The organism is Sphingobacterium sp. UBA7631 (assembly GCF_002483935.1).
GTDB lineage: Bacteria > Bacteroidota > Bacteroidia > Sphingobacteriales > Sphingobacteriaceae > Sphingobacterium > Sphingobacterium multivorum.
In genome coordinates, this window is record NZ_DLIX01000004.1 from 447,606 (window position 1) to 461,991 (window position 14,386).

Genomic DNA, 14,386 nt, shown 5'->3' on the forward strand with positions numbered 1-14,386 from the left:
ATTCCAGATACAGAAATCGAAATTCCAGAGAAAATCGGTCAGATGCTTTTTTTAACAACAACCGATGGGCTGCAGAAAAGCGCTTTACAAAAGAATACGGACAATCGTGTAGCTAAAATAAAAATGGCCGTGGCGGATAAAAAATTAAAACTAGCCCGCTCATCAGATCTACCTGAATTGTCACTTTTTCTCTCCAGCGCGCTTACGCGACCTTACACTTTTGATATACCAGCCAAGGATATATTTGCGAATAACAACGCGATAGGCGCTAAATTAACCTTCCCTATTTCCAATCTATATCTTTCAAAAAAGAAAATAGAAATCGCCTCAAAGGACGTAGGTATAAGTCGCATCGACAAAGAACTGACCGAAGAAACGATCACTCGGGATGTTAGGAATCAATTTATTAAATGTAGAGAAGCCTACAACCAACTGACAACACTCTATAAGCAACAAGAATTGGCTGATGAAAATTACAGACGAATTACTGACAACTACATCGAACAGTTGGCTCTAAATACCGAAGTCATGGACGCCAGCAACCAGAAACTTGAAGCCAGCCTACGGATCACTCAGGCCAAAGTGCAAATTTTATACACCTATTATCAACTGTTAAAAACTTTAGGAGAACTTTAGACATGAGCAATACAGATCATCAAATCCTGCATAAAAAAAATAAACTAAAAAAAGTCATCAACCTTACAATTGGGATTATCGCCTTATTTCTAATTTTTTATGTTTGTAAATATTTCATACGGTTCAATAAAGATCTCTATACGGACGACGCACAGGTACAGCAGTTACTCACCCCAATAAATGTAAGGGTCAGCGGATATATTGAAAGTGTACACTTCAAAGATTTTCAGTGGGTAAAGAAAGGTGACACCTTACTTGTTATTGATAATACAGATTATCTAGCGCAAAAGGAACTTGCCGAAGCTGCGCTAATGGATGCACAAGCGGGCAAAAAAATAACTGTGTCCAATATTAATACTGTTGAAAATAGCGTCAATATTTCTGAAGGCCATATCGCTGAGCTAAAAGCCAAATTATGGAATGCGCAGAAAAATTATGACAGATATACTTTTCTTCTTCAAAAAGAATCGGTTACGCAACAGCAGTTTGATCAGGTAAAAAGTGATTATGAGGTATTAAAAGCCCAACTCGAAACACTCGAAAGAAGCAGAACAGGAAATCATTTAAATGTGAAGGAAGCGGCCAGCAAAATCGATGTCAACACTGCGGCTCTTAAAAGGGCACAGGCTCAGTTGCGAATAGCAGAATTGAACCTAAATTATACCGTCATCACGGCACCATGCAATGGATTTTTAGGTCGCCGTACGGTTACCAGCGGACAACTGGTGCAGGCTGGGCAGCAAGTAACCAATATCGTAGATAATGACAACCGATGGATCACGGCAAACTTCAAAGAGAAGCAGGTGTCTGAAATAAAAATCGGTGACCGTGTACAGATCAAGGTAGACGGTATCCCAGATAAAATTCTGTGGGGACATGTACAGGCGTTCGCTTCAGCAACGGGTTCAGTTTATTCTATGGTACCTGTTGACAATGCTACAGGAAACTTTGTTAAGATTCAACAGCGAATACCGGTGAGAATAGATTTTGAAAAAGATACAGAACCGACGATTCTGGAGCAGCTGAAAGCTGGCATGAATGTAATCGTGGAAATTCAGCATCAAAAAATATAATTACCATGACTCCTCCACAACATGCTATTGTTGCTTTTAAAGACGCTGTACCTCGTCATTTACGGATTATTCTGTTTGTCTGTTTTGCATTTATATTCCAGTTTTCAAACACAGCTTACCTGACATTGACAGGAACGATCACGGGAATAAATCAGATGTTAAAGGAAGATCTAAACTTCCTTTATCAAATGAGCATGGTAGGGATATGCTTTGTTTATCCGCTGCTGTTTCGATTTAAGCTCAGGTTTACCTCTCAGCAACTTATCATAGGCTGTTCAATTGTTGTTATCGTTATGATGTACATCACGACCTTAACAGACGCCATGCCCATACTGGCCGTAGCCTCGTTCATGCTAGGAACAGCAAAAATGCTGGGAACTTTTGAAACTTTGGTCTCGATTCAGCTCATTATTACGCCCTCCAAGGATTACGGGGTATTTTTTAGTGTAGCCTTAGGTATCGTCCTACTGAGCGGCCAGTTATCAGGAATTTGGGCAATCGGACTTAATTATGATTATGACTGGAAGGCTATTTATAAAATAATGATCGCTTTGCATGCGGTGATGATCCTTCTTGTACAACTTCTTATGCGACATACGCGCGTTGCAAAAAAACTACCATTGTTTGGTATAGATTGGCTGGGTTATTTTCTATGGACTTGTTTGTTTTCCAGCCTCACTTACCTTTTTACCTATGGACAAGTTTTAGACTGGTTTCAATCCGAAAAAATAAGATATTCACTTTGGGCGTCGATTTTGTTTCTCGTTCTGACGATCTCACGAATGATCACTGCTAGACGGCCGTATGTCAAAGTGGAAGTATTTACGATTAAATCGGTCAATATTGCTATTTTGCTTATACTTTTACTTCAGCCATTTTTAAGTGCAAGTGGTAGTGTATTGCGACCTTTTACCACGGGAGTTTTGGGTATGGATGATCTCAGCTCCGGCAATTTGAACTGGTGGATAGTTTTTGGCATCATTCTCGGTGCTCTTTTCAGTTACTACTGGTTTTTGCGAATCAACGGCCCATTCAAAATGTTTTTTATGATCGCTTTCACTGCTCTTACAGTGTATTATCTCCTATTTTTTTTTACGTTAGGAAACTATGCCGATACAGAAGTTTTAGCACTCCCATACCTTTTACGGGGTTTCGGAAATATGCTTGTGTTTGCAGGAGTAGGAAAATATGTAACCAAGAATGTTGGACTCCACATTTTCACGCAGGTTCTCTGTTATCTTGCCATGGCAAGGAATGCACTGGGAAGTCTCATACCTAGTTCCATAATAGGTTATGTAGAATACTGGCGTACTCTGGATTATCAAAATAAACTAGCAACAAAAGTTGACCAATTTAACCAACTAGCGTCAGACTTACATCGGAGTAGCTATACCAAAATGTTAGGAATGGGGCATACGAGTGCAGACGCTGCTAAAATTGCGGGAAAAGCGTTATATGCAAAGCTAAATCAGCAGGCAGCACTATTGGCTGGCCGTGAAATATTTGGATTGATGACCCTTTTAGGGATTTTGGTAGTCGTATTGTTGATAGGTATTCATTTTGGCAAGCCATTTATCAGCCGAATTCCTCCTTGGAGAAAATTACGTCACGTCCTTTCGAAAAAGTACCGATAGACAATTACTTGGATGGAAACAAAAATAGTATATTTAGCATTAACATGTAAATTTAGTATTAAAACACAATCCAGTTGGAACACATACAGCACAACGAAGAGCCACTGCAAATACTGATTGATAATTTCAAGCAATTTTTTCCTCTCGACACAAATGAACAGGACGAGGTGAAGCGGCTTTTTACACAAAGGATAGTCAAACGAAAAGGTTTTCTGCTCCAGGAAGGGGAAGTTTGCCGCAACTACTATTTTGTTATCTCAGGCTGCTTTAAGATGTTTGCCATAGACACGAATTTTAAGGAACACACGCTACAGTTTGCAGCCGAAGGTGATTGGATAGCAGATTTTCAAAGTTTTTACAATGAAGAACCGAGTAGGTTGTATATAGAAGCGATAGAACCTGCCATTGTATTACAGATACAACACAAAGATCTTTTGTATCTATATACAAACTACCATAAATTTGACCGCAACTTTAGGATCATCATTGAACAGAAGCTAATGGAATACCAAAACCGGATTCTCTTAAATATAAGTTCTAATGCAGATGAACGCTATTTTGCCTTTCAGAAACAATACCCTCACCTACTCAATCGACTTCCGAGTACACAGATTGCTTCTTATTTGGGCATCACCTCTGAATTTCTGAGCAAGATCCGAAAAAAGGCCCTGGGTAAAAAGGAATAAAGTTGATTTATATGTGATGCTTAAACTAGTCCAAGTGTATTTCTTAAAATTGTTCATAGCTAATAGAGGAATGAATAGACTAACTTTGTTGAAGTTACTAATAGCAGAATATAAGATGAAGAAAGTTAAGCGTTACACGGGGAATTATACCCTTATTTTTGCAATGGTTTTAGCTATCGGCCTAAATTTAAATACGGCAGCTGCACAAAAAATAAAACTGGAAGAAAGTCGGCTCACTGCAATTCAGACCTCTATGTCTATCCAAAACATTGATGGTAAAAAAGCGGTCAGAGTGACCAAATCGCCAAAAGTGCTGGCAGATGACGAAGCTACTTATGTTAGGGTTAATAATTTAGACTTTAAAGATGGCGTGATAGAGGTAAAAGTTTTATCCCGATTGCTGCCAGACGCACCTGCACATGCCAGAGGTTTTATCGGTCTCGCCTTTCGGATCAATGAGGATAATTCCCGATTTGAAAGTATCTATGTACGTCCTACAAATAGCGTCGCCAATGATCAGCTGAGAAGAAACCGGACTATTCAATACTTTTCTTATCCGAATTTTAAATTTACGGATTCAAGAGCTACTGCTCCAGGACAATATGAATCTTATGCACCTATTGCGCCCAATGAGTGGATCAAATTAAAAATAGAGGTAAAGGGTCAAACAGCCAAGCTATTTATCAATGATGCGAAAGAGCCCTACCTTATTGTCAATGATCTCAAAATGGGAGCTGATAGAACTGGAGCAATCGGTCTTTTTGTGGATATCGGAACTGAAGGCTTTTTTAGGGATTTGAAAGTGACAAGTAGGAAGTAATAGCGCACCTTTTCTGAAGGGGGCATTATAGTCACACCGACCGGCAATAAAGTAAGAAATAAGCATTTAGTGCTATTCATCTGCTACTCTTTTATAACAATTTTGATTTGGGATATCAGCAGAATAATGGCCAACACAAAATTCTATCCTACCGCTATTTACATCTATATATCCAATCCCATTACTTATTGTATCGTTTAAAAGCTCAGGAAACTTCACTAAATCTCTATCTAAATTCCAAAAATAAGGTGGTTCAAACACTATTAAATCGTGATCTACTTTCCACTTTCCTTTGGTTTTCAGCACTAGCTTTTTATTCCGATCATACACCCGGCGATAATATATATTATTAGTCCCTAGCTGAATTGTATCATAGGTGTTTGTATAGTTAGCAGGGCTGTAAGTTCCTATCATTTCACCAGTATAGTAACTACAAGAGACTAGTACGATAATGAAAAAAAGAAAAATTGTGGTTTTCATATTTAGTAATTTACTTCAATGAATGACATTGCGATACAGTCTTTGCGGAATCTTATGTATGTCTACATACATAAGGTCAACTATTAATATAATCCCGATACTCTTCTTGAACCATTCCAGCCGAAGTATATTTATGAGGAGACGCTTTGTAAGTTAGCCCTACAAATTCTAACGCATCAGCAACTGAAGAAAAAGTATGTATCACACCAAATGGCTCATCTGGATCAACCAATGAAAACGAATAGATATCCAAGAAATCTTCATTTCCCTCATCAAATGATTCGAAATAAGCCACAGAAAAACTTTCGTCGCTTACCTTATCAATGCTCAACCATCTGAGTATGGTATAATCTGTTTCCTGAACAACACCCAACCACTGCTCCACTGATTTTCCAAGTCTCAATCTGGATTGAATTTCATCTTCGTTTAAATACCGCATCATAAATTTATTGGTACATCTGGAATCTTTATCAAAGGAGAAAAATCACCTTTGAAAATATCTAATTCATAAAAATTATCATCAGTATCCACTATAACAGAGATAAGCAGATACATTCCGTCGACATCATGAGAATCCATGTCGGCTACAGTGCCTCCATAACGTCTATGGTCTTCTCCTTCGACAATTACTTGGAGGCTGCCCATCCCGCCGTCGTCCATTTCCTCAACAAATAGGTCTTCCAATGAAGCTATGATGCGGGCTCCCTCTGGTGTATCCCGCACCAAATAGGAAATCAGCTTTACTTCCGCAGAGCTAAGTCTTCTTTTCATATTTCGCATACTTCTATTGGCTTATCAAAGATTCATCTATATAAAGATCAATAATCACTTAAACAAATCAAACTTTTGCTATATTTATTTGCCAAACCTTTTATGATAACCATACACAATATAAATAGAGGATCCATACATTATCGTATTCCGACAGGTTTTGAAGAGACAGACTTATGGGCTCCGACGGTGGATAACCGTACAGCGAAACATTGACATGATACAAATTCGAACATTTAGACCTAAGCATTTCAACAGAGAGTGCCGAGCACTATTTAAGTTTTTTACGCTCCATAACAATCCATTTTATTGCGACATCCAGTTCACTGGGCCAAGCCTTTAATCCCTCTTCCAAAATACGTGCCCCGGCTTCAATTCCTACGCCCTGTGCAGCTGATAAAGCCATTTTCCGAATGTGGTCTATATACCCTGTTGGTGGTTCTTTGCTTAGTTTCATTTCACAAAATTAAAATTTATCTTGATATATTACTAATATTATTAGTAATTTTGATCTATGAAACCGTTAGAAGTCCATTGTAGAAATCGGGTAATGTATGTTCGGATGAACATAGAGGATAAAGGTATGGGCATGCGTGATTATCATCTGTATGGCAAGGATGGGCTAAGTTTCTACGTCTTCAGGCGTTCACAGGGAGAATGGGAACTCGCCTATGGTGTAATGCCAGATGACTTGAAAGACGCTTGTATAGATGCGCTTATTCTTCGGTTCGATCACGATTCACCTCAATTGTTCTACACGAACGGGAAAAGAAATATTGTCCGTGTGAGCGCAAAGAAAGGTGGAGTATGGCACGTGTATGTAAACAATTTCTATGTTGCTTCGATACAGTATGACCAGTTCTCTAAGAAATTCGAATATCACCTGGAAGCGGAAACACCGCTGACTGATGACCATATCCAGAAGTATATTGCCATGATTCAGCGAGGGGAGATAAAATGGGTGAAAGAGCGATGAAGTCTATTATGTTCCGCTGTTTAGTGGATGGTATTCCTCAATATGTCGACATTTCAAAGCTGTATGGGGGTGGCTCCTTCCAAGTAATGATCAACAATTTTTTTATAACCTCTATATCAATATTGAATGGCGAATGGAAAATGCACCGCAATAATAAATCCTGGCTAACCACCGATGAACTGACTATTTTTATGGAACATTTCGAAGCTGAGGTGGTTTATGAGGAGGAAATATAAAAGCCGGGCGTAAAGTTTTTTCAGGACGAGACGGATATCATTAAAGCAGAACAATATGGAATTATTAAAAAAGAATCGCCTAGGAAAAACTTAAGGTACTAGGCAGGATGCTTATAAATAAGATGTAGGGTTATTAAGAAGAAAATGAATCTGAAAATCTAAATGTATGGTACTCGCTCACCTCATCGTAGTATGACTTAATAAAAAGAATAACAAATTCTTCCAGTTTAGGCTGTGGAACGAGCGCTGAATAATCCTTTACTAGGCCTAATATGTCAATATGGAATAACAAATCATATTCATCATCTGAGTGGAGTTCTGTGATGAGAAGGTCTGCATTTTCGTCAATTTCGCAAACATCGTTCACGCTGTGGGCAGTTAAAAATGATATAAATACCTGCTGCATAAATTGAAAGTTTTCAGCTGGTATGTCTTCTTTCTGATTTGGAAAGATTTCGCTCATTGTCTTTATCCTATTTTTAGGCTTATTGAACTTTTTATGCCACCAATCAAGTGTCATCAAAATAAATACTGCAATGTTAACTATAGCGATTAAACCAATGAAAATATTGAATAATATAGGCAGGGATTTTACAAATATTTTAAAGATGTTAATTTGATTTAGTGCTTCAATATTAAAACAAAAGGAAATCAAGCTTGCTAAACCAATAAACTTAAGCCAACCGTAAGCCTTTTCCAAATAAAGGTAACCACAAACAAGTAGGAAAGCTACTGCGCCAAGTAAAATATCATAAGCATCTGAACCACGGTTAATGGTCTCAAATATTTCCCTTGCTAAAAGTACAGCACAGAATGAAAATATAAAACGCATAAATAGTTTAATAATTTGACAAAAGTAATAAACCTTGCTAACTGTTTATAAAGGAATCTTTTTAGCTTAGTCAGTTATTTCCCCAAAATATCTTCCAGTGTTTTTAAAAGCTCCTCTCCCCTAAGATTTGTGGCTATAATCACGCCTTTCGGATCCAAAAGAAAATTTTGGGGAATTCCTCTCACATGATATAATTCAGCTACCTCACTTTGCCAGCCAATCATATGATCAAAGCCTCCGAAATCTCCATCCATTTATCTTTTTCTTACAAAATGATTTTGAACGATTGAATTTAGAAAGATTTTTGTACCCACAGCTTCGAACTTCAACATTTCGGAAAGATCTCCGAACAAAGGGATTCCTTCCCCTAGCAGATAAGGAATCAGGGTAATAATCATCTCATCAATCCGGTCTTCTTTCAAAAAGCCCTGAATGGTCTTTCCCCCATCGATATACAGGTTATGATATCCTTTTCCATGAATTTCAGCCAGTACATCGTTTAGGCAGCCTTTGACAAGAGAAGCTTTATCCCTGAATTTTGCGGGGATCTCCGTCATACTGTCGCTCAACACAAAAACATGCTTATCATAATACCATTCGTCAAAACCACAAACCACTTCAAAGGTTTTGCGGCCCATGACCAGTGCATCAATCTGTGCAATAAATTCCTTATAGCCCATATCATCCTTCTCGGGATTCGGTATGGAAAGCAGCCAATCGATTTCTCCGTTCCTATCGGCAATATATCCGTCCAGACTGGTGGCAATGAAGACTTTGTTTTTTTGATTCATTTTTATGTATTTAAAGTTATACCACAAAATTAAATCCTTCGACACATTTAAAATTGTACAGAATTTACCCTGCTCCAAATTTTGAAAATTCTTTTGGAGTATAACCACTGAGTTTTTTAAATACCCTAATAAAATGAGACTGGTCATAGAATCCAGCTTTCAGCCCAATGTCAGTCAATCGTTCCAGCGAATTGTTCTGAAGCAATATGATCGCTTTATTCACTTTGTAAAGATTCAGATATTCACTGGGAGTCAAAAAATAATGCTTTCTGAATTTCTGAATGAAACTTTTCTGCGAAATCAGCAGCACTTTACTGAAATCCCTCAGCATTCCCTTTCCTGCTATTTCAGTAGCCAGATGTGCTTCGAACCTCATCAAGTGAGGGTCGGTATTTAAAGTTTCGAATACCCTCAACAAACATTTTTCGGCTTGGGCAAAATCAGGATTCTCGGCAGCAAAAAGACAATCAAATAAAATCGAAGCTACTTCTTCCAAAGATGAGCTCCCTAATTTTGGGAGCAGTATGCCATAGCAAAACGGCTTTAAGATTAACCCTATGCACGCGTAAGCTCCATTTGTTGTGGTCAGAAAAGGTCGATTTTTTAAACCCGATAGCACCTGAACTCCTGTACGACCGTTTATCTTTTCGGTATTGATGCCTCTGATGTCGAACTCATCACCATAACTGAAAATAAGTTCGGTAAACAAAGCAGCATGATGAATAAAATCCATGGTAAGATTAGGCGACTTTCCTACCCAGATATAATCTATAAATTCACTGAGCGGATATTTTGGCCGGTAAGCTATTTCTTCAATCATTTTTATTATTTCTGAGTAAGCCAATTGCACTGATACTATAGAAACAGATAAATATAAAGGTTATTTTTCGGAACTATCGATTTATATAATCCCTATACTCAGCCATCTGTTGTCTTATTGTTGATCAAGACAAAATTCTCCCGATTGGCATTGCCACTATCGAATGAATAGAAGAATTTGTTCCAGATCGTCTTTCCATGGGTCGCCCGAATTGGGGTATGCATCCACCCTTTTGAACAATACGGTTACAGAATTTGCAATACTGACGGATCTACCTCTAATGGCTACATCTTTAAATGTTGTCCCCTGCGAGTAGTTTCTTATGGTATATAGGTCCGTAGAGCTTGCCATCAATTCGATACAGGATTTAACATAGGAATTACTCCCTCGTTCGCTAACAATGCCCCCTCCGATGCTGTTATGTGGTATACTAAGTGTTTTTGAAGTATAGAATTTGCGCCCCGGAAGGCTGATACATTTTCCCTTGCCTGCACAGTAGTTTAACGCATTTTGTAAATAAGGATGATCATCTGGATGTGGTAACTGTCCGCCCGTTTCGACACCTTTAGCGCCAAAATATAACATATTCACGTTACCGACGAAATTATGGATCAATTTAATCCCGCCCGCTGCAATAACACTACCCCCATCGTCTGGTCCAGGATAGTTTTAAGAGAAATAATAAATAACTGGTGCCGGGGTATCTCCTTTTTTGTAATAGCCCAGTAGCTTAACGCCTGAATAGACTGGAGTGGTGCCTTGTAGTCCTGCATCGTATTCTTAATTAAAAATTGATTTGCCATAGTTCTTTTCTTTAAAGTGTATAGTAAAAGTCGACGGGCTGGAACCGCTATTTGAGGAAAAGAAGGTGTATGTAAGCGGTATTGGGGAGATACCGAAAAGTCAGGGGTTTTAAGCTTTTCTTGAGTTGTTATTTTAAATTTCTATATATAACAAGATATATATTACTATTTTTTTTAGTATATTTAAACTTTTATTCAGAGAAAGGAGTCTCGTAAAGATACCCAAAAATCGAAACGGGGTTACTTTTGGAAAGTAAATAGTTTAACCATGAACTTAAGCAAGCTTGAACAGGAATTTTTTGTACAAATAAAAGATCGTGTCAAAAAGGCACAATATGATTCTTTAAAAGTCGTTAACACTCAGCTAATTGCATTATATTGGGACATTGGTAAAGCAATAACGTTCAAGCAGCAAGACGGTTGGGGAAAATCAATAGTCCAAAAACTATCTGCTGAGCTTCAAAAGGAGTTTCCGGGTATAGGTGGATTTTCTACAACAAACCTGTGGTATATGGCTCAATTTTATAATGAATATAATGATAATCCAAATCTCCAACCATTGGTTGGAGAAATTAGTTGGACAAAACATATCGCCATATTATCTAAATGTAAGGATCAACAAGAGCGTAAATTTTATATCCAAGCAACCAAAAAATTCGGCTGGACAAAAGACGTATTAATTAATCAAATTGAAAATAAGAGTTTCGAAAGCTATCTCCTTAATCAAACGAACTGGGACAGAACATTAAGTGATAGCTTAAAAAAAAATGCGTTGTTAGCGATAAAAGATCACTATACCTTCGATTTTTTGAACTTGGCCGATCAACATGAAGAAAGTGAACTAGAACAGGCATTAATAAAAAATGTAAGAAGCTTTTTGCTTGAAATGGGAAATGATTTCACTTTTTTAGGCAGTCAATATAAATTAGAGGTCAATGATAAAGTTTATTTTATAGACCTGTTATTATTTCATCGAAAACTACAATGTCTTATTGCTATCGAATTGAAAATTGGCGAATTTCTACCAGAATACAAAGGAAAAATGGAATTCTATCTTTCAGTGTTGAATGACAAAGTAAAGCTCGAACATGAGAATAATGCCGTTGGTATAATAATATGTAAATCCAAGGACAGAACTATTGTTGAATATTCGCTAAGCACATCTTCTTTGCCTATTGGAGTTGCGACGTATAGCACAACAAAATCATTACCAAAAAAATACAAACAACTACTGCCAAATGCAAAAGAAATAGAAGAAAAATTAAGCATATTTTTCAAAGATGATGAATTACAACCTTGATTATCTTTTGGGGATATCAAAAGGCTTAACAACATGGGGTTAGCGACCATATAGCATATAACACTCAAAGAATTACCGTGATGTATTTAAACGAGAAGGAGTTTTAAAGAGTTTTAAGAACGGCTTGGAGCTGCAATCGTTTTTCCGCGAATACAGGCACGAGCAGTATCGCTAATGCTCGAAGGACAAATGGACGGCCACCTTGGCTACGAAAAGCATGAGCGCAGCGGTCAGGGTAGTTCACCAATGGACATACGAGCAAAAATTGTTGATCAAAATATTACCTCAACGGAATTATCAAATTCAAGACCTGTAACGCCATTTTCTTCAAGGGCCGATCTCAATTTCTCAGAAATGAAAACTCCACCTACGCGAGAATAGAAAAGGTCCAGTTTTGAATCAAATTCATTATTCAGCGCTAATACTTTTATTTGAGGAAAAGGCCTGAAATTTCTCATTTCCTCCCGTATAAAAGACCGATTTACTAAAGTCAACGATATCATAATCTTGCATTAAGGCAAAGAACATCTTATACGAATGAATTTCCGCTGAATTAATAGGGTCAGAGATAATACTTGGATAAAGTTGATGTGATTGAATATTAAATGATTCCAATAACTTAAGCGATCTATCGTCAATTAGAAAAAGGCAGTTATTAAAGTGAGGGCAGAAGCTCATGAAATTCGTTTCTTTTGTCAGTTTCAACTTTTTAAATTGAAAATAAACAGAGAAATCGGGTAATGCGTCTTTCAGCGTCCAAGAACTTCCCGTATGGAAATAAGCATCGAGTTTCTTTAAGTATTCCTTTGTAAAAACCTTTTCCATCAATTCAACTTGATAGATCCCGTTCCTCACACCGATAATTTTGGGATCACTTGATAATTTTAGTTTAAAATACATTAGCTTTTATTTAAAAGAAATCATTTATTTTTTCTCTAGGTTAGAACACATTTGGTACCTCCTCAGAACAAAGGTGATCAAGTACCTATACTAACATAGGCCAAAGCATTAAAAAATGTTACTCGTTGTTTTTTTTGATACTTTATCATATTTTTTCCAGTTATAAAAATGCTTCACTTTTATTTGCCTGCAAACTGTTTCTAAAGGAATCTTTTTAGCTTACTCAGTTATTTCCCTAGAATATCTTCCAGTGTTTTTAAAAGCTCCTCTCCCCTAAGATTAGTGGCTATAATCAGGCCCTTCGGATCCAAAAGAAAATTTTGGGGAATTCCTCTTACATGATATAATTCAGCTACCTCACTTTGCCAGCCTTTAAGATCGGAAACCTGTTTCCACACTAATTGATCTTCTTGAATGGCTTTAAGCCATTTTTCTTTTGTAGTTTCATCATCCAAAGAAATCCCTAAAATTTCAAAATTTTTAGCTTTGAATTTTTGATAGGCTTTCAACACATAAGGATTTTCCTCTCTACAGGGTCCGCACCAGCTAGCCCAAAAGTCCAACAGCAGATATTTTCCTTTTAAACTGTTCAACGACACCAAATTTCCGGATGTATCTCTAGCACTAAAATCAGGAGCTATTTTTCCAATTTGAACTGCACTCATACGATCGATTTGCCTGCGAAATTCCTTACCTAAAGAAGTTTGTTTGAGAGGATCATTCAAACTGTCCCATAAATCTTCTATTTGCCTTACTTTTAATCGACGGTAAAACTTTCCCAGTGCCATTAAGCTGGAAAAGCTTCCCGGATGTTTACCAATGTAATCAATGACTAAATCCGTTTCGTCTTTTTCAATTTTTTGATATTCGATACTATACTTATTCAGTTCGTTACTATCTGGATTCGCCGTCATCTTGAATTGATTATATCTTTCGTACCATCTTGTTCGCGCTAGTTCCACAGGCCTTAAAATACGTTTGATTTCTTGGAAGTCTTTAGCGATCTGAGATCCATCAATACGGGACTCATTAAAATTTCCATCCACATGAATCTTAATATTGGCGGGCTCAATCATAAAATCAAATTGATTTCCACTATCTGGATTCAATCTCCCGCTTTCTTTTAACTGAATAGAGGCATATGTTCCATACACGGGAACGCCTTTAAAATAGAAAGCTCCATTTTTTATAAGAGATGAATCCTGTTTAAAACCTTCCGTACTTTCATAGTTGAGATAAATATATTTATAGGCCGTTTTCTTGGTCAGCTTTCCTTCAATAGTAAAATAATTTTGTTGTCCATACAACAATTGTCCACTTAATAGCAAGGCTAGAGCGAGAAATGCTAATTTCATAAATTTATATGTTCAGGGGTATAATTTAACTTAGATTTCGGATTAATTCCAAATGCGAAAATAGAAAATTTTTAATGATTTTTTTAGCATAATATATTTCTAGAAAACAATTAAAAATCGCTTTTAGACCTACGTATTTCAGCAGGGAGCTCTGAGCACGCCGCTCATATCCGATGTCCAACGTTCAGATGAGGAATGAATGTATTTCCCTGTACTGCCCCCAATTTTAAACCCGTCGAATTTGAAGGGTTTAAAAATAGAAAACACCAATGC

At 37.2% G+C, this 14,386-nt stretch carries 20 protein-coding genes; 9 read left to right on the top strand and 11 right to left on the bottom strand.

The features are described from left to right. Positions 1–42: 42 nt before the first annotated feature. The 5 genes from B3P16_RS06595 to B3P16_RS06615 all read left to right on the top strand — a co-directional run bounded on the left by B3P16_RS06595 (position 43) and on the right by B3P16_RS06615 (position 4,849). Entirely contained in the window at positions 43–636 is a 594-nt protein-coding gene (locus B3P16_RS06595; RefSeq protein ID WP_286841943.1) for a TolC family protein, read from the top strand. A 2-nt stretch (positions 637–638) separates the two neighbouring features. Then, entirely contained in the window at positions 639–1,709 is a 1,071-nt protein-coding gene (locus tag B3P16_RS06600) for an HlyD family secretion protein (protein WP_286841945.1), read from the top strand. 5 nt (positions 1,710–1,714) lie between these two features. After that, positions 1,715–3,343, top strand: coding sequence for a hypothetical protein (locus B3P16_RS06605; RefSeq protein ID WP_286841947.1), 1,629 nt, complete (start codon positions 1,715–1,717; stop codon positions 3,341–3,343). Positions 3,344–3,417: 74 nt separating this feature from the next. Next, on the top strand, positions 3,418–4,029 hold the full coding sequence (locus B3P16_RS06610) for a Crp/Fnr family transcriptional regulator (protein WP_286841948.1): 612 nt from the start codon (positions 3,418–3,420) through the stop codon (positions 4,027–4,029). Between the two features lie 115 nt (positions 4,030–4,144). Continuing rightward, a complete protein-coding gene (locus tag B3P16_RS06615) occupies positions 4,145–4,849 on the top strand; it encodes a hypothetical protein (protein ID WP_286841950.1) in 705 nt (234 codons plus the stop codon). 72 nt (positions 4,850–4,921) lie between these two features. Here the strand turns inward: B3P16_RS06615 and B3P16_RS06620 are convergent, their stop codons facing one another. The 4 genes from B3P16_RS06620 to B3P16_RS06635 all read right to left on the bottom strand — a co-directional run bounded on the left by B3P16_RS06620 (position 4,922) and on the right by B3P16_RS06635 (position 6,557). Then, positions 4,922–5,329, bottom strand: a complete 408-nt coding sequence (locus B3P16_RS06620) for a hypothetical protein (RefSeq protein ID WP_286841951.1) — start codon at positions 5,327–5,329, stop codon at positions 4,922–4,924. Between the two features lie 76 nt (positions 5,330–5,405). After that, positions 5,406–5,771 carry a hypothetical protein gene (locus tag B3P16_RS06625; RefSeq protein WP_286841952.1) on the bottom strand — a complete coding sequence of 122 codons (366 nt, stop codon included), beginning with the start codon at positions 5,769–5,771 and terminating at the stop codon, positions 5,406–5,408. Beyond that, a complete protein-coding gene (locus B3P16_RS06630) occupies positions 5,768–6,100 on the bottom strand; it encodes a DUF6984 family protein (protein WP_286841953.1) in 333 nt (110 codons plus the stop codon). Before B3P16_RS06630 ends, B3P16_RS06625 begins: the two co-directional genes overlap by 4 nt. 271 nt (positions 6,101–6,371) lie before the next feature. Next, positions 6,372–6,557 carry a hypothetical protein gene (locus B3P16_RS06635; protein ID WP_286841955.1) on the bottom strand — a complete coding sequence of 62 codons (186 nt, stop codon included), beginning with the start codon at positions 6,555–6,557 and terminating at the stop codon, positions 6,372–6,374. Between the two features lie 57 nt (positions 6,558–6,614). On the opposite strand from B3P16_RS06635, the gene B3P16_RS06640 reads away from it, so the two are divergent. Further along, positions 6,615–7,076, top strand: a complete 462-nt coding sequence (locus tag B3P16_RS06640) for a hypothetical protein (protein ID WP_286841956.1) — start codon at positions 6,615–6,617, stop codon at positions 7,074–7,076. After that, complete coding sequence (locus B3P16_RS06645) at positions 7,073–7,312, top strand: hypothetical protein (RefSeq protein ID WP_172394862.1); 240 nt, start codon at positions 7,073–7,075, stop codon at positions 7,310–7,312. Before B3P16_RS06640 ends, B3P16_RS06645 begins: the two co-directional genes overlap by 4 nt. A gap of 133 nt (positions 7,313–7,445) precedes the next feature. On the opposite strand, the gene B3P16_RS06650 is transcribed toward B3P16_RS06645, so the two are convergent. The 5 genes from B3P16_RS06650 to B3P16_RS06670 all read right to left on the bottom strand — a co-directional run bounded on the left by B3P16_RS06650 (position 7,446) and on the right by B3P16_RS06670 (position 10,346). Continuing rightward, positions 7,446–8,144: a hypothetical protein gene (locus B3P16_RS06650; protein WP_286841958.1), complete on the bottom strand. Its 699-nt coding sequence runs from the start codon at positions 8,142–8,144 to the stop codon at positions 7,446–7,448. A 74-nt stretch (positions 8,145–8,218) separates the two neighbouring features. Further along, positions 8,219–8,398, bottom strand: coding sequence for a peroxiredoxin family protein (locus tag B3P16_RS06655; protein ID WP_172393929.1), 180 nt, complete (start codon positions 8,396–8,398; stop codon positions 8,219–8,221). Further along, positions 8,399–8,935 (bottom strand): dihydrofolate reductase family protein, encoded by a 537-nt coding sequence (locus tag B3P16_RS06660; RefSeq protein ID WP_286841959.1) that lies wholly within the window; start codon positions 8,933–8,935, stop codon positions 8,399–8,401. It abuts the gene before it with no gap. Positions 8,936–8,999: 64 nt separating this feature from the next. Beyond that, on the bottom strand, positions 9,000–9,755 hold the full coding sequence (locus B3P16_RS06665; RefSeq protein ID WP_286841961.1) for a helix-turn-helix domain-containing protein: 756 nt from the start codon (positions 9,753–9,755) through the stop codon (positions 9,000–9,002). Between the two features lie 156 nt (positions 9,756–9,911). Beyond that, on the bottom strand, positions 9,912–10,346 hold the full coding sequence (locus B3P16_RS06670; protein ID WP_286841963.1) for a hypothetical protein: 435 nt from the start codon (positions 10,344–10,346) through the stop codon (positions 9,912–9,914). A 480-nt stretch (positions 10,347–10,826) separates the two neighbouring features. On the opposite strand from B3P16_RS06670, the gene B3P16_RS06675 reads away from it, so the two are divergent. Together B3P16_RS06675 and B3P16_RS06680 are read left to right on the top strand one after the other, a co-directional pair. Beyond that, a complete protein-coding gene (locus tag B3P16_RS06675; RefSeq protein ID WP_286841964.1) occupies positions 10,827–11,858 on the top strand; it encodes a PDDEXK nuclease domain-containing protein in 1,032 nt (343 codons plus the stop codon). Between the two features lie 174 nt (positions 11,859–12,032). Beyond that, positions 12,033–12,239, top strand: coding sequence for a hypothetical protein (locus tag B3P16_RS06680; protein WP_286841967.1), 207 nt, complete (start codon positions 12,033–12,035; stop codon positions 12,237–12,239). 27 nt (positions 12,240–12,266) lie between these two features. Here the strand turns inward: B3P16_RS06680 and B3P16_RS06685 are convergent, their stop codons facing one another. Then, complete coding sequence (locus B3P16_RS06685) at positions 12,267–12,758, bottom strand: hypothetical protein (RefSeq protein WP_286841969.1); 492 nt, start codon at positions 12,756–12,758, stop codon at positions 12,267–12,269. A 227-nt stretch (positions 12,759–12,985) separates the two neighbouring features. Then, positions 12,986–14,113, bottom strand: coding sequence for a TlpA disulfide reductase family protein (locus B3P16_RS06690; RefSeq protein WP_286841970.1), 1,128 nt, complete (start codon positions 14,111–14,113; stop codon positions 12,986–12,988). Positions 14,114–14,386 lie beyond the last annotated feature (273 nt).